Annotated in this window: 10 protein-coding genes; 3 read left to right on the plus strand and 7 right to left on the minus strand. The window is 71.9% G+C overall.

The annotated features are described in order from the left end of the window. Positions 1–120 precede the first annotated feature (120 nt). The 3 genes from HKK73_RS13265 to HKK73_RS13275 all read left to right on the plus strand — a co-directional run bounded on the left by HKK73_RS13265 (position 121) and on the right by HKK73_RS13275 (position 5,683). Complete coding sequence (locus HKK73_RS13265) at positions 121–2,250, plus strand: alpha-1,4-glucan--maltose-1-phosphate maltosyltransferase (protein WP_369824958.1); 2,130 nt, start codon at positions 121–123, stop codon at positions 2,248–2,250. A 59-nt stretch (positions 2,251–2,309) separates the two neighbouring features. Then, positions 2,310–4,052, plus strand: a complete 1,743-nt coding sequence (gene treS, locus HKK73_RS13270) for a maltose alpha-D-glucosyltransferase (protein ID WP_369824957.1) — start codon at positions 2,310–2,312, stop codon at positions 4,050–4,052. A gap of 131 nt (positions 4,053–4,183) precedes the next feature. Further along, on the plus strand, positions 4,184–5,683 hold the full coding sequence (locus HKK73_RS13275; RefSeq protein ID WP_171468179.1) for an aminoglycoside phosphotransferase: 1,500 nt from the start codon (positions 4,184–4,186) through the stop codon (positions 5,681–5,683). A 98-nt stretch (positions 5,684–5,781) separates the two neighbouring features. On the opposite strand, the gene HKK73_RS13280 is transcribed toward HKK73_RS13275, so the two are convergent. The 7 genes from HKK73_RS13280 to HKK73_RS13315 form a co-directional block, all read right to left on the minus strand. After that, positions 5,782–7,134: a cellulase family glycosylhydrolase gene (locus tag HKK73_RS13280; RefSeq protein WP_034656387.1), complete on the minus strand. Its 1,353-nt coding sequence runs from the start codon at positions 7,132–7,134 to the stop codon at positions 5,782–5,784. A gap of 105 nt (positions 7,135–7,239) precedes the next feature. Next, complete coding sequence (locus tag HKK73_RS13285; RefSeq protein WP_114552688.1) at positions 7,240–8,502, minus strand: cellulase family glycosylhydrolase; 1,263 nt, start codon at positions 8,500–8,502, stop codon at positions 7,240–7,242. A gap of 277 nt (positions 8,503–8,779) precedes the next feature. Then, positions 8,780–10,666, minus strand: a complete 1,887-nt coding sequence (locus tag HKK73_RS19430; RefSeq protein WP_371810555.1) for a PfkB family carbohydrate kinase — start codon at positions 10,664–10,666, stop codon at positions 8,780–8,782. Beyond that, positions 10,663–11,943, minus strand: coding sequence for an AGE family epimerase/isomerase (locus tag HKK73_RS13300; protein ID WP_114552689.1), 1,281 nt, complete (start codon positions 11,941–11,943; stop codon positions 10,663–10,665). The genes HKK73_RS19430 and HKK73_RS13300 overlap by 4 nt, the downstream gene beginning before the upstream one ends. Continuing rightward, positions 11,940–14,462 (minus strand): glycoside hydrolase family 2 protein, encoded by a 2,523-nt coding sequence (locus tag HKK73_RS13305; protein ID WP_114552690.1) that lies wholly within the window; start codon positions 14,460–14,462, stop codon positions 11,940–11,942. Before HKK73_RS13305 ends, HKK73_RS13300 begins: the two co-directional genes overlap by 4 nt. After that, complete coding sequence (locus HKK73_RS13310) at positions 14,459–15,376, minus strand: carbohydrate ABC transporter permease (protein WP_081896102.1); 918 nt, start codon at positions 15,374–15,376, stop codon at positions 14,459–14,461. The genes HKK73_RS13305 and HKK73_RS13310 overlap by 4 nt, the downstream gene beginning before the upstream one ends. Continuing rightward, positions 15,373–16,176, minus strand: a complete 804-nt coding sequence (locus HKK73_RS13315; protein ID WP_371810556.1) for a carbohydrate ABC transporter permease — start codon at positions 16,174–16,176, stop codon at positions 15,373–15,375. The genes HKK73_RS13310 and HKK73_RS13315 overlap by 4 nt, the downstream gene beginning before the upstream one ends. Positions 16,177–16,253 lie beyond the last annotated feature (77 nt).

Below are 16,253 nucleotides of genomic sequence, written 5' to 3' on the forward strand. Positions count from 1 at the left end.
CCGCAACCTGTGTGTAACGCTTGCATGAAATTTCACCCAGGTATCGTGCGCGACCCGTCCGCGACGCGCCGACCCCTTCCCCAGGTGCCTGGCCCCCGTGCCCCTCGATACGTTGTGCGTGTGACGTCGACCCCTCCGGCCCTCGCGCCGCACCGCCCCCGCGCCACCGGTGCCCCTCGCCCCCGAGGCGGCGCCCCCGCCCCCGCCCCCGCCGCACCCGTCGGACGCATCCCCGTGCTCGAGGTGTCGCCCGTCGTCGAGGGCGGCCGGTGGCCCGCCAAGGCCGTCGTCGGCGAGATGGTGCCGATCGAGGCGACCGTCTTCCGGGAGGGCCACGACGCCGTCGCCGCGACCGCCGTCCTCGTCGCGCCCGACGGCACCGAGCGCACGGCACCCATGGTCGACGTCGCCCCCGGGCTCGACCGGTTCCGCGCCACGCTCCACCCGGACGCGGTCGGCGACTGGTCGCTGCGCGTCGAGGCGTGGAGCGACCCCTACGGCACGTGGGCGCACGACGCGACGGTCAAGGTCGCGGCGGGCGTCGACGTCGAGCTCATGCTCGCCGAGGGCGTGCGGCTCTTCGAGCGCGTCCTCGCCGACGCCGTCCCCCTCCCCGGGCGCGACGGCACGCCCGGCCGCCGGACCCCCGCGGACGAGCGCACGCTCGCCGACGCGCTCGCCGCGCTCGCCGACGCGACCCGCCCCGCCGAGGCCCGGCTCGTCGCCGCGACGTCGCCCGAGGTGCGCGACGTCCTGGAGCGTGCCCCGCTGCGCGACCACGTCACGGCGTCGGCCACGTACCCCCTGCGCGTCGAGCGCCCGCTCGCGCTCGCAGGAGCGTGGTACGAGATGTTCCCGCGCTCCGAGGGCGCCCGGCGGCTCAAGGACGGGCGCTGGCGCTCGGGCACGTTCACCGCGGCCGCGCGCCGTCTGCCCGCGATCGCGGAGATGGGCTTCGACGTCGTCTACCTGACCCCCGTCCACCCCATCGGCACGACGCACCGCAAGGGCCGCAACAACTCCCTCACCGCGCTCCCCGGCGACCCGGGCAGCCCGTACGCCATCGGGTCGAAGGACGGCGGCCACGACGCGATCCACCCCGAGCTCGGCAGCGAGCGCACCTTCCGCGCGTTCGTCAAGGAGGCCCGGCGGCACGGGCTGGAGGTCGCGATCGACCTCGCGCTGCAGTGCTCGCCCGACCACCCGTGGGTCACCGAGCACCCCGAGTGGTTCACGACGCGCGCCGACGGCTCCATCGCCTACGCGGAGAACCCGCCGAAGAAGTACCAGGACATCTACCCGCTCAACTTCGACAACGACCCCGAGGGCATCTACGCCGAGGTGCTGCGCGTCGTGCGCGTGTGGATCGACCGCGGCGTCACCGCGTTCCGCGTCGACAACCCCCACACCAAGCCGCTCGACTTCTGGGAGTGGCTGCTCGCCGAGGTGCGCGCGACGAACCCCGAGGTCGTGTTCCTCTCCGAGGCGTTCACCAAGCCCGCGATGATGCACACCCTCGCGCGCATCGGGTTCCACCAGTCGTACACGTACTTCACGTGGCGCAACACGCGCGACGAGCTCGCGGAGTACCTCACCGAGGTCTCGGGCGAGGCCGGCGCCTACATGCGCCCGAGCTTCTGGCCCACGACCCACGACATCCTCCCGCCGTACCTCCAGCACGGCGGCGTGGCGGGCTTCGCCGTGCGCGCGGTGCTCGCCGCCCTCGGTGCCCCCACCTGGGGGATCTACTCCGGGTACGAGCTCGTCGAGAACGTGCCGCGCCCGGGCGTCGAGGAGCAGATCGACAACGAGAAGTACGAGTACAAGCCGCGCGACTGGGCGCTCGCCGACGAGATCGGGATCTCGACGCTGCTCGCGCGGCTCAACGAGATCCGTCGGGACCACCCCGCGCTGCGCCAGCTCCGGAACCTCACGGTGCACCCGACGACGAACGACCAGGTGCTCGCGTTCTCGCGCCACCTGCCGGCCGAGCACTCGCCGACCGGCGAGGCGGACACGGTCGTCGTCGTGGTGAACCTCGACCCCCACTCCCCGCAGGAGTCGAACGTGCACCTGGACCTCGCGGCCCTCGGCCTCCCCCCGCTCGCGGACGGCCAGGACCCCTGGGCGCCGTCGTTCGTCGCGCACGACGAGCTGACCGGCGAGAGCTACGGCTGGGGGCAGGACGTGTACGTGCGGCTCGAGCCGCTGCGCCAGGTCGCGCACGTCATCCACGTGAGGGCCTCGTGACGCTCCCCCGGGACGCGGCCCCGGTCCCCGTGCGGGGACCCGCCGCCGGTCCCGCTCCCGTGCCCCCGCTCACCGCGCCCGTCCCCGTCGCGGCCCTCCCTCCGCGCCGCCAGCCGGCACCGCCCGTCGAGACGCGCCCTGGGCTGTCCGACGACCCGGACTGGTACCGCACGGCGGTGTTCTACGAGGTGATCGTCCGCGCGTTCTCCGACTCCGACGGCAGCGGGACGGGCGACCTGCGCGGGCTCATCGACCGCCTCGACTACCTCCACTGGCTCGGCATCGACGCGCTGTGGCTGCCGCCGTTCTACCCGTCGCCCTTGCGCGACGGCGGCTACGACGTGTCCGACTACACCGCGATCGCGCCGCAGTACGGCTCGACGTCGGACTTCGCCGAGCTCGTGAGCGAGGCGCACGCGCGCGGGATGCGCGTCGTCATCGACCTCGTCATGAACCACACGAGCGACCAGCACCCGTGGTTCCAGGCGTCGCGCGCCGACCCGGAGGGCCCGTACGGCGACTTCTACGTGTGGAGCGACGACGACACGCGCTACCAGGACGCGCGCATCATCTTCGTCGACACGGAGACGTCCAACTGGACGTTCGACCCGGTGCGGCGCCAGTTCTTCTGGCACCGCTTCTTCTCCCACCAGCCCGACCTCAACTTCGAGAACCCGCGCGTCGCCGACGCGATGCTCGACGTCGCGCGGTTCTGGCTGCAGATGGGGGTCGACGGGTTCCGCCTCGACGCGGTGCCGTACCTCTACGAGGCCGAGGGCACCAACTGCGAGAACCTCCCGCAGACGCACGAGTTCCTGCGCCGCGTGCGGCGCATGGTGGACACCGAGTTCCCGGGCCGCATCCTCCTCGCCGAGGCGAACCAGTGGCCGCGCGACGTCGTGGACTACTTCGGCACCGAGGAGGAGCCGGAGTGCCACATGTGCTTCCACTTCCCCGTCATGCCGCGCATCTTCTACGCGATCCGCGACCAGCGCGCGAACCAGGTGCTGGAGATCCTTGCCGACACGCCCGACATCCCCGCGGGCGCGCAGTGGAGCACGTTCCTGCGCAACCACGACGAGCTCACGCTCGAGATGGTCTCGACGGAGGAGCGCGCGTCCATGTACGGGTGGTACGCGCCCGACCCGCGCATGCGCGCCAACGTCGGGATCCGCCGTCGGCTGGCGCCCTTGCTCGACAACTCGCGCAAGGAGGTCGAGCTCGCGCACGCGCTCCTGCTCTCGCTCCCGGGCAGCCCGTGCCTGTACTACGGCGACGAGATCGGCATGGGCGACAACATCTGGCTGCCCGACCGCGACGCCGTGCGCACGCCCATGCAGTGGACGCCCGACCGCAACGCCGGGTTCTCCACCGCGGACCCGGGCAAGGTGTACCTGCCGCTCGTGCAGTCGCTCGTGCACCACTACGGCTACGTCAACGTCGAGGCGCAGCTCGAGCAGTCGACGTCGCTGCTGCACTGGGTGCACGGCATGCTCAAGGTCCGGCGCCGCCACAAGGCGTTCGGCACCGGCGACTTCGTGGCGCTCGAGTGCGACAACGAGTCGATCCTCGCGTTCCTGCGGCGCACGCCCACGGAGACGATCCTGTGCGTCGCGAACCTCTCGGCGACCGCCCGGTCCGCGGCGGTGCACCTGCCGGGGCACGCGGGCGCGCCGCTCACCGACGTGTTCGGCGGCGCGCACTTCCCGGCGGTCGGGGACGACGGGCGCGTCGTCATGACCTGGGGCTCGCGCGACTTCTACTGGCTCGTCGTCGGGGGTCCCGAGGGCACGACCCCCTGACGCCCGGCGAGATCGGGCGCGTCGTGGTCGGATGGAGGCTGCCGCCGTCGTGACCCGACGGCGGGGCCCCCGGGGCACCCCCGGGCCACGACCTGCCGACGACCCGACGACCCAGCCACAGGGAGGCGCGCATGACGCTCCGACGGACGGACCTTCCCTCCTCGGAGCTCATGACGCTCCTCGACGCGTGGCTGCCGGAGCGCCGGTGGTACCCCGTCAAGGGCGTCGCGGTGCGGCACGTGCCGTGGCTGTCGTTCGCGCTCGACGTCCCGGCGACGGCTGGGCAGGACCCGGCGCGGGCCCCGCGCGTCGTCCTCCACCTGCTGCGGCTGCTCGGGGACGGCGTCGACCTCGTCGTGCAGGTGCCGCTCGTCCTCGAGCCAATCGACGCGTCGCCCGCGGCCCCGGGCGACGTGCGCACCCCGGGCGGCGCGACCCCGTCCGCCGGTCCGGGGCGCGCGCCCGCCGCGCCGCTCGGGACGGTGCGCGACGCCGGGGGCGGCGCGACCGCCGGGACGGCCTGGGTCGTGCACGACGGCGCCGCGCACCCCGCGTGCTGGGCGGCGCTCCTGGCCGTCGCCGACTGGGAGACGACCCCCGCGGCCGGGGGCGCGGGCACCGATCCGCTCGACCTCGCGGGCGGACGCGCTCTGAGCGTCGAGCAGTCGAACAGCTCGGTGCTGCTGCCCGGCGTCGCCGGCGGCACGATGCTCAAGGTCCTGCGGGCCATCGCGATCGGCCCGAACCCGGACGTGACGATCCCGCGCGCGCTCGCCGCCCAGGGGTGGGCGGGCGTGCCGCGACCGCTCGCCTGGCTCGAGGTGGGCTGGGACGCGACCGACGACCCGGCCGCTCCCGGGCACGCGCCCGACCCGGCGTCGCCCCGGTCGGCGCACCTCGCGATCCTCAGCGAGTTCGTCGACGGCGCGCGCGACGGCTTCGACCTGGCGTGCGCCTACGCCGGGCAGGGTTCCTCGTTCGCCGACCTCGCCGCCGACCTCGGCCGGGTCCTCGCCGACCTCCACGCCGCGCTCCGGCGCGCGTTCGACGTGGGCTCCCCCGTCGACGCGCGCTGGCTCGTCGCCGACCTGCGGCGCCGTTCGGACGAGGCCGTCGCGTCGTCGAGCGCGCTCGGCCGGCGCGCGACCGAGATCGCCGCGTTCTGGGACCGCACGGCAGTACGGCTCGCGTCCGTCACGCGCGTCCCCGACGCCCTCCCGCGGCTCCAGACCGTCCACGGCGACCTGCACCTCGGGCAGGTGCTGCACGCCCGCCGGTTCGGCTGGAAGGTGCTCGACTTCGAGGGCGAGCCGCTGCGGCCGGTCGCGGAGCGCACCCGCCCCGACCTCGCCCTGCGCGACGTCGCCGGGATCGTGCGCTCGTTCGACTACGCGGCCGCCGTGGGGCGCGCCCCCGACGCCGCGTGGGCCGTCCAGGCGCGCGCCGCGTTCCTCGACGCGTACGAGCGCGCGGACACCGCGGGCGTCGACCACGCGACGTCGGAGGCGCTCGTCCGGGCGCTCACGCTCGACAAGGCGCTCTACGAGGTGGTCTACGAGTCGCGCAACCGTCCCGACTGGGAGCCCATCCCCCTCGCCGCCGTGGACCGCCTCCTCGCCGGGAACACCTGACCCGTCCGCGAGGAAGGCACGGCGCCGCGAGGTCGGCGACAGGTAGGGCACGGTGGAGGCGCGGCCGTGACCACGCCTCCACCTCGCCGCCCCGGTTCCTAGCTCGCCGAGCAGTCGACGACCGGTGCCAGCACCGGAGCGTCACCACGGCCGGAGAATCCGTACGTGATGGTCCCGCCGGCCGGCACGCGCGCGTTCCACGACTCGGCGGTAACCGTCGCGGTCCCAGCGTCCACGGAGAGCGCACCGTGCCAGGTCTGCACGAGCTCGCTGCCCGCGGGCACGCGCCACGAGGTGGACCACGTCGAGACGGGCTCGCCGTCGAACTCCACCTGCACCTGGCCCTGGTACCCACCCGGCCACCGGTACTGGATCTCCAGCTCGGCCGAGCATCCGTCCGCGCGGCTCGCGAAGACCGAGGCCTCGTGCGACGTCTCGGCGATGCCGTCCCGGCCGGAGATCAGACGCTCGCCCCAAGGGGACCGAGAGACCGGGTCGAAGCCCTGGACGAGGTCCAGGTCCTCCACGCCGCCGCTGTTACCGCTCCAGGACCACCCGAACCACCCGAGGCCGAGGCGCCGCGTCTCCGCGAGGATGGTGTCCTCGTCGACGTCGTTGCCGTAGTGCGCCGGGCCGAACTCGCCGACGATCAGCGGCAGTCCCGCGTCGACGAAGTGCTCCAGGTAGTCCGTGACCACCGCGCCGTCGCCGTACACCTCGTACATGTGGACGGAGAACACGACGTTCGCGTCGGGGTCGGCGTCAAAGACCTGCTGCGCCTGGGAGTACATCGTCCGCGACCAGTCCTGGCCCCAGTTCGGGGCGTCGACGACGATCGTGTGCCCGTACCCGATGTCGCGCAGTCGCTGGACCGCGGCCGAGGTCTGCGCCGCCCACTCGTCCGCGATCGGACCGTTGCCGATCGGCTCGTTGCCGATGTTGACGAGGATCCTGTCCTCCGTCCCGGCGAGAGTCGGGTACAGGTCCTCCCAGTAGTCGACCGCGCGGTCGAGCGACACCGCCGCAGGCGCGTACTCGTCCCCGTAGCCCGTCGTGTCGTGCACCTCGAGGGCGCACACCAACCGGTTCACGTCGCACTCGCGGACGACGCGCGCGACGTCCGCGGGGTCGTTGCGGGTCCACTGGTCCCCGCTCGACAGGACGACGCGCACCGCGTTGGCACCTGTGCCCTTGATGTCCTCGAACGACTGGAACTCGTGGGTGTACCAGGTGTGGGCGTGGTTGATCCCGCGGAGGACGAGGTCGCTCCCGTCCGCCTCGACGAGCCGACCGTCGACGACGTGCAGACCATCTGTGGTCGCTTCGTCGGCGGCTGCCGGAGCGGCCAGCGCGAGCGCTCCCGGCCCGGCGAGGGCGAGCGCAGCGACGTACGCCGCGACCGACGTCGCACGGGTACGGACCTGGAGCTGTCGTGTGCTGTTGTTACTCATCGAACTCCTTCGTTCTGCGCTCACGCACGAGCGCGCTCGCAATCCGACATCGGATGGACCCTAGGATGAACCGCTTCATGCGCGTGACACGCTGCGGCGGACCGTTCAGCGGTCGGCGGACGAGCCGCGCACGACGCACGACGCGCTGTTCTCCCAGCCCCACCCGTCCCCCTCCGGGTCCGACGATGCGCTCGCGCAGTACGGGTACCCGTTGGGCGCCGTGCTCCCGCTCCCGGAGCCTCCACCGGAACCCGTGTCCGCGGAGGAGCCGCGCACGACGCACGAGGTGTTGCTCTCCCAGCCCCATCCGTCTCTGTCGGGGTCCGACGACGCGCTCGCGCAGTACGGGTACCCGTTGGGGGCCGTGCCGACTCCGCCGTCGCCACCGCCCCCGTACACGGAGGCCACGGGCGCGTTGCGGGCCTTGAGCCCGTCGGCGCCGTTGATGAACCGCTGGCCCCACGGGGTGAGCGAGCTCGCGGAGAACCCGTTCACCATGTCCAGGTACTCGACGCCGCTCCCGTTGCCGGACCACGACCAGCCGAGCATCCCGATCCCCTGGGACCGCGTGTAGCTCATGATCGTGGCCTCGTCCGGGTTCCCGTCCGAGTGGTTGTCGCCGAACTCCCCGACCATGATCGCCAGGCGTCGGCTCGTGAAGGAGTCGAGGTAGGCGCGTACCTCGGCTGCGGTGTCGAAGACGCCGTACATGTGGATCGAGAAGACCACGTTGCTGTCCGCCGCCGCGACCGTCGGGGCGTTGTCGCGCATGGTGAAGGACCAGTCCTGGCCCCAGTTCGGGGCGTCGACGACGAGCGTGTGGTCGAGTCCGGCCCCGCGCAGGGTCTGGATCGCCGCGACGGTGTCCCTGGTCCAGTTCTGGTAGCCGGAGTTGCCGAAGGGCTCGTTGCCGATGTTGATCATCACGTACCGCTCCTGGCCCCGCAGGGCCGAGGCGATGCTTGTCCAGTATCGAGCCGCGTTCGCGAGGGACCGAGCGCTGCCGTCCTCGCCGTACCCCGTGGTGTCGTGGTTCTCGAGGATGCACACGAGCTGGTTCCGCTTGCAGCGCTCGATGACGGCACTCACGTCGGAGGCCGAGCTCGTCCCGTACCGGCCGCCCGAGAGCACGACGCGCACGGTGTTCGCGCCGGCGGCGCGGATGTCTGCGAAGGACTGCGTCTGCGACGGGTACCAGGCGTGGGCGTGGTTGGCGCCGACCGGCACGAACTGGTTGCCGTTCGCGTCGTAGATGTTCCCGCCCCGGACGGAGAACCCGTCGTTCGCGGCGCTCGCCCCTTGCGCGAGCGCCGGCACGGCGAGCAGGGCGAGCACCGCGCTCAGGGCGATGGCGAACAGTCGTCTCATCGATCTTCCTCCCGATCCGAGCGTCGTCGCCCGGTCTGCTTGGTGGACGTCGTCGTCGGGCTCTTCCGCGAGCCCTCAACCGGCCCGTCGTGGCCGAATGACACCTGCGCACTTAAACGCTTCATATCGAAGGTAGCGCACTCTCGAGGTAAATTCCAGGCGTCTTTCGTCCGTTTCGGCGCCCCTCCGCGACGTGGTTGCCACGGCCGCAGGTACGGCGGGAGCGGGGCGGGGCGTCGGAAGACGCCCCGCCCCGCTCCCCTACCGGAGCCGGAGCTCAGTCCCGCGAGCGCGCCCGCAGCTCCTCGTAGGCGTGCCGGACGACGTCCGCGCCCGGCTTGCCGTACATGCAGTAGTCGTCGTTCGCTGCCGCCTCGGCCTCGGTGTAGAGCGGAGTCGGCCAGTCCCACAGGAAGTAGCCGGAGACCCAGGGTCGTCGGCCGCACGCGTCGAACATCTCCGCGAGCCAGGCCGCCTGAGCCTCGCCCGACGGCGGCCCGGCGAGAGTCCAGTCGTTCGGTCTCTCCGGTGAGCCCTCGCGGCTGGGGCATCCGGCCTCGAGGAAGACGAACGGCTTGTCCTCGCGCGCGACGACGGCCTCGATCCGGTCCAGGTGGCGCTCCCACGTCCCTGCCGGGTAATAACCCGAGCTGCCGATCACGTCGACCGCGTCCCACCAGGTGACGCGGTCCTCCTGGTACTTGTCGCAGTTGTACGTGACGAGGCCGTCGTAGACCTCGCGCACGGCTGCGACAAGGGCCCGCCACTGTGCGTCGTGCCCGTCGGCGCGAACCATCTCGCACCCGACGCAGAGCATCTCCACGCCCTCCTCGGCCGCAATCCGCGCGTGGTGCACGATGAACTGCGTGTACGACGCGAACCACTCGTCCCACGAGGGCTCGCCCGGGACGTCTTCGTCGAAGAAGCCGATGAACGCGCGCCAGGTTCCGTCGGCGGAGTCGACGACCGGTTTGAGGCACACCTTCCAGCCGCGCGCCTTGGCCGCGCGGATCGCGGCGCGCACCTCGTCGTCGGTCACCGTCGGCTCGTCGCCGTAGCGGACCGTGGTCGACTGGGGCGTGTCCTGCTTCGCGGAGAACGTCACGGCGACCCAGTCCACGCCGAGCCCGCGCAGCTGGTCCATGGAGCGCTCGGCCCCCGGACCGGTCCAGGTTCCGCGCACGCCGGTCCAGCCCCAGGTCATGCCCGTGACGGGTGCCCCGGCGAACGGCGTGGGCCGTACCGGCCCTTCGGCCGCGTGGAGCTCGGCCCGGGTCGGCGGGTTCGCCCCCGCGCGCGATACCGTGACCGACGCGGCGACCGCTGCGGACCGTGCCGCGGTCCGCACCGCCGCGTCCGACAGCCGGCGCAGAACGTCCGCGCCTCTCGGGCCGCGCACCCCGCGAGCCGCGAGCGCGTCGAGCAGCGCCCCGGTGAACGTGTCGCCCGCGCCGACGGTGTCGACGACGTCGACCGCACGGCCCGGGACCTCGACGAGGCGGCCGTCGTGCCGCACGAGGGTCGCGCCGTCGCCTCCGCGTGTCACGACGACGAGGGCTACGCCCCATGCCGACCAGCGGCGGGCGACGTCGAGCGGGTCGGTCGCGGGGGCGAACCATGCGAGGTCCTCGTCGCTCACCTTGACGACGTCGGCGAGCGCGGCGAGCTCCTCAACGCGGGTCCGGACCGCCGCGGGGTCGTCGACGAGAGCGGGGCGCACGTTGGGGTCGTACGAGACGACGGCGGAGGAGCGCGCCCGGCGCACGACGTCCCGGACCACTTCGGCGCCTGGAGAGAGCACCGCCGCAACGGAGCCGACGTGGACGACCTCCGCGTCGCCGAGCTCGACCTCCCCGAGCTCCCACGCGAGGTCGAAGGTGTACGTCGCCTGCCCCTGGGCGTCCAGGGAGACGGTCGCGGCCGACGTCCGGCCTGTCGAGGGCACGTGCGCGTTCACGTCCACGTCGCTCGCGACGAGCCAGTCGCGGACCAGGGCGCCGCGCTCGTCGGGGGCGAGAGCCGTGGTGAGTGACACCTCCCGCCCAAGCCTGCCGAGCGTGAGCGCGACGTTGGCGGGGCTGCCGCCGGGCAGCTCGTGCGTCACGCCGTCGCGGCCCGGGACGACGTCGACGAGTGCCTCGCCGACCACGAGGATGCGCGTCACGAGGCCACCTGCCCGTCGTGGACAGCGCGCGCGATCGAGCGGCCGAGCGGAAGCCGCGGTAAGAGCGTTGCCTGGACCGCGTGGTAGAGGTCGGGCTTGCCGGGCCACGTTCCCCGCGCGGGGTGGTTCGAGCGGTCGAGCTCGTGGTGCCAGGATCCCCTGTCGTGGTCGACCACGAACGTCACCGCGTAGTCCCACCAGGTCGCGTACAGGTCGGCGTAGCGGGCGTCACCCGTCCGTCGGTGCAGGGCGTCCGCGGCGGCGATCGCCTCGGCGACGACCCAGTGCATGCGCTCGCGCACGACGGGCACACCGGACCAGTCGGTCGTGTAGACGAACCCCTCGGCGCCGTCCACGGCCCAGCCGTCAGCCATGGCGCGGTCGAACAGCACTGTCGCCGTCGCGCGCAGGTCGGACGGCGCGACCGTGCCCAGGGCGCCCTCGAGGTGCAGGAGGAGCCGGGACCACTCGAGCCCGTGCCCGACGGTCGCCCCGTAGGGCTTGAACGGGTCGGCGGGCCGGTCGGCGTTGAGCTCCAGGTGCGGCGTCCACGTGTCGTCGAAGTGCTCGGGCAGACGGCCGTCGTGCTCCTCGGCAAGCCGCACGACGAGCCGGGCCACGCGCGCGGCGCGGTCGCGCCACGCGACGTCTTCGGTGGCGTCGGCGACGGCGAGCATCGCCTCCACCGCGTGCATATTGGCGTTGAGGCCCCGGTAAGCGTCGAGGACGGTGAACGATGCGTCCCAGGTGTCGACGACGAGGCCGGTCGCGTCGTCCCAGAAATGCTCGAGGAACACGGAGCACGCGTCCGTGAGCAGGGCCCGCGCGCCCGGCACGCCGGCCAGGGTCGCGCTCGACGCGGCAAGCAGGACGAACGCGTGGTCGTACGCGGACTTGCCTGCGCCAAGGTCCGGTGCGCCTTGCGCGTCGAGGGCGTGGAACCACCCTCCGTGCTCAGCGTCGTGCAGCGGTCCCAGCAGGCCGTCGAGGGCCCCGCGCGCGACCGGTTCGCACCCGGGCACGCCCAGCATGGCACCGAGCGCGTAGACATGGACGGTCCGGCACGTGATCCACGTCTGGACGCCTGCCGCCGGGTCGGGGGCCCCGGTCTCGTCGAGGTAGGCCGCCCCTCCCCCCGGCGCGACGACGCGACGCCCGAACCCGAGCAGCGACCGCGTGTGGGCATCGAGCCAGGCGACGTGCGTCTCGCGCTCGGTCCAGGCGAGCTCGTCGCGCACCCCGCCGCGCGGCCGGAGGTCGATCGTCGGCGCCGTCATGCTGACATCACGGGCCGGCGCGACATGAGCTGGTTGACGCTGCGCAGGACCCGCGGGTCGGCGAGCGCGGACCTGTCCAGCGCTTCGGGGGCCGCCACGTGGAAGGTCACGCTCTCGCCGGCAAGGAGGTCCACCAGCATGTCGTCCACGACGGCGTCGGGGTGCACCTTGTCTGCGAGCAGCGACAGACCCCGCACGAGGGTGTTGGTCGTGACCCGGACGCGCGCCCCGTCGTCGGTCGAGGTGACCTCGACGTGCAGCGCCGGGCTGCGCAGGGCGCTGTCGCGCGGTTCGGTGTAGAACCACGTTGCGCGCTCGTGTCCGAGCGACGCGACGAGCAGCTCGCCGGCGGCATCACCCGGGACGGCGAGGTCGGTCGGCAGCTGGACCGTGTCCGTCGCACGTGCCGCGACGTCGACAGGGATCTTCGTCGCCTCGACCTCGACGCCGTCGTAGCGGATCCGCCGGACGACGAGGTCGCCGCGCCACTGCTCGGCGGAGTCGTTGACGACCGCCACGACGAGCTGCCCGTCCTCCCCACGCGGCTGGACGGTGAGCAGACGGTCGGCGAATGCGTGGCGCAGCGCGAACAGGAGCGGCTTCTGGCGTCCGTCGCCGTCGACAGCGGCCCAGGACGTCACGGGCCAGCAGTCGTTGAGCTGCCAGACGACCGCGCCCATGCAGCGCGGGCTCCAGGAGCGGTAGTGCTCGAGCGCCGTGCGCACGGCGGTTGCCTGGTTCCAGGACATGGCCCAGTGCCAGTCCTCCATCGCGTCGGGCAGCGGGACGTGGGCGACGAGCCCGTCCGTCAGCTTGTCGTTGCCCTGCATCGCCTTCTGGTGGACGAGCATCCCGGGCGACTCGGGCGTCAGGGGGTCGTCGCTGATCGCGCGCGTGAGGGTGGACCAGGTGGGAGGCCCCTGCCAGCCGAACTCGGCCATGAACCGCGGCACGGTGTCGCGGTAGTGCGGCCAGTCCTGGCGGTTCCACAGCTCCCACTCGTGCATCGAGCCGTGCCGCGGGTCGTTCGGGTGCACGTCGAGGCTGCCCGACCACGGGCTCGACGGTGTGTACGCGCAGTCGGGGTCGAGCTCCGCGACGACGCGCGGAAACAGCTCCGTGTAGTAGCCGAGACCCCAGGTGCGGCCGTCGAGGCGCTTGTCCCAGCTCCAGTCGTGGAATCCCCAGATGTTCTCGTTGCTGCCGTTCCAGAGCACGAGCGACGCGTGATGACCGAGGCGGGCGACGTTGTCGCGGACCTCCGCCTCGACCTCGGAGCGCAGCGGCTCCTCCTCCGCGTAGGCCGCGCAGGCGAAGAGCAAGTCCTGCCAGGTGAGCAGGCCCCGCTCGTCGCACAGGTCGTAGAAGTCGTCCGACTCGTAGATCCCGCCGCCCCATACGCGCAGGAGGTTGAGGTTCGCGGAGACCGCCTGGTCGATGCGCGCGGCGTACCGCTCGCGCGTGACGCGGTGCGGGAACGCGTCGTCCGGGATCCAGTTCGCCCCGCGTACCCAGACCGGCACGCCGTTCACGACGAACCGGAAGGACGTGCCGTCCTCGTCGGGCTCCATCTCGAGCGTCGCGGTGCGGAAGCCGACGCGACGGGCGGAGGTATCGAGGGGCTCCCCCGCGCCCAGCAGCTCGACGGCGACGTCGTAGAGCGGCTGGTCACCGTGCGTGCGCGGCCACCAGAGATCGACCTGCGGCACGACGACGTCGACCTCGGCCGAGCCGCCGTCGGCCGGCACCTGGACCCGCACCCCGGCGACGGACGCCGCGAGGGTGAGCGGCGCGAGACCGCGACCTGTGCCGGAGCGCTCGACCTCCACGACCACGCGCACCCGGCCCGCCGTCGGTGCCGTGGACTCGCCGGGCTCGCCCGCGACCGCCGCGTGGACGCGCACCTGGGCGAGTCTCGCCACCGACCAGGACTCGAGACGCACGGGGCGCCAGATCCCGGACGTCGCCGTGTCGGGACCCCAGTCCCAGCCGAAGCTGCATGCCATCTTGCGCATGGCGTTGAACGGGTGCTGGTTGACCTGCGGCCGGTAGCCCAGGAGGAGGCTCTGCCGGTCGGCGTACGGGACGGGGGCGGAGAACCGGACCACGAGTTCGTTCTCGCCCGCGACGAGCAGCGGACCGACGTCGAACCGGTAGGTGCGGTGCATGTTCGCCGTCGTGCCCACCACCGTCCCGTTGAGCCGGACCTCCGCGACGGTGTCGAGGCCGTCGAAGACGAGGTCGTGCCGCTCGTGCCCGTCCGGGGCCCACGCGAAGCGCGTGGTGTATGCCCAGTCGGTGCGACCGATCCACGCCTGGAGACGCTCGTGGTCGTCGAGGTAGGGGTCGTCGATCACGCCTGCGGCGAGGAGGTCCGTGTGCACGCTCCCCGGGACCGTTGCCGGGACGTCGGAGACGGTCGTCCCCACGGGAATCGCTCCCCCGACGGCGCTCACCGTCCAGCCCTCGTGCAGCTCGCGGCGGGTCGCCCTGAGGGCGGATTTCTCGGTGAAGGTCACTTCGTGGCTCCTGCGGTCAGGCCGTTGTAGATGTGTCGCTGGAGGAGGAGGAAGGCGATCAGCGTCGGGACGATCACGAGGATCGTGCCGGCGGCGATGACCTCCCACTCCGACCCCGTCGGTCCCTTGAACCGGAAGAGGGTCGTCGAGATGACGCCGAGCTTGCTCGACGGCATGTAGAGGAACGGGATGTAGAACTCGTTGTAGATCGCGATGCCCTTGATGATGACGACGGTGGCGATCGCCGGCTTGAGCAGCGGGAAGACGATCCGTGCGTAGATCGTCAGGCGGTTCGCCCCGTCCAGCATCGCGGCCTCGTCGAGCGAGCGCGGTATGGAGCGCATGAACTGCAAGAAGATGTAGATCGCGATGATGTCCGTGCCCATGAAGAGCACGATCGCGGCCCAGCGGGTGTTGAAGAGCCCGAGGCCGTTGATGATCTGGAACGTCGCGACCTGCGTGGTGACCGCGGGGACGAGCGTCGCCAGCAGGAACCCGGCCATGACGACCTTCTTGCCGCGGAAGTCGAACCGGTCCACCGCGTACGCGGTCATCGTCCCGATGAGAATCGTCCCGGCGAGCGCGACGACGAGGATGATCATGGTGTTCACGAAGCCCGCGAGCATGTCGCTGTCCGTGAAGGCCCGCGTGAAGTTCGCGAAGTTGAACCAGTTCCGGGGGAGATCGAGCGGACCGGTCGTCACGTACTCCTCGCGGGACTTGAAGGCCGCGAAGAAGATCGTGAGGATCGGGACGACGGCGGCCGCGCACGCGATGACGAGGCTGATGTACTTCGCCGTCGTGGCCAACGGCCCGGCGACGGGTGCGACGCCCCTCGAGAACCGGGCGGCGGCCCGGCGGAGCTTGTCCGCTGCGGTGATCCGGTTCGGCGCGGGTGCGGTGGGGGCGCTCATACCAGGTCTCCCTTCTCGTCCGGGAAGAACTTGCGTTGGATCGCGCTGATCACGAGGACGATGATCAGCAGCACGACGGCCATCGCGGACGCGAGGCCGACCTTGGAGTACCGGAACGCCGTGTCGACGGTCTGGATGACGAAAGTCTCGGAACCGTTCGCGCCCTTCGTCATGATGAAGGGGATCTCGAAGACCGAGAGCGCGCCCGAGACGGCGAGGATCAGGGACAGACCGACGATCTGCTTGATGCCCGGGAAGATGATGTAGCGGAACTTCTGCCACGACGTCGCGCCGTCGAGGTCCGCGGCCTCGTACAGGTCACCCGGGATCGCTTGGATCGCACCGAGGAACAGCACGAAGTTCAGGCCCATGTAGCGCCACACGGAGGTGCCGGCGAGCGAGTAGTTGACGATCGACGGGTCTCCGAGCCAGTGCGGAGTCTCCTGCACGCCGACGATCGCCAGCAGGGCGTCCAACGTCCCGTCCGGGCGGAAGAAGTAGAGGAAGACGAGGCCGATCGCCACGCCGTTCAGGAGGTACGGGAAGAAGATGACGCCCTTGAAGAAGTTCCGGAACCGCGTGCTGAAGCTGAGGATCGTCGCGAAGTAGAGCGCCAGCGCGAGCTGGACGAGCGCCCCGACGAGGTAGTAGAGGCTGACGAAGAAGACCCGGAACAGCTCGGGCCGCGTGAAGATGTCGACGTAGTTCTTGAACCCGACGCCTTCCTTCACAGCGTCGAGACCGTCCCAGGACGTGAAGCTGTACCAGATCATGTTCGCCACCGGCAGGTACGTGAACACGAGCAGCAACCCGAGCGGGACGACGAGGAACAGCCAAGGGGTGAGCGACCCGGGACGTCGCTTGGGCGGTCGGGACG

Source organism: Cellulosimicrobium sp. 72-3, assembly GCF_013127315.1.
Taxonomy (GTDB): Bacteria; Actinomycetota; Actinomycetes; order Actinomycetales; family Cellulomonadaceae; genus Cellulosimicrobium; species Cellulosimicrobium funkei.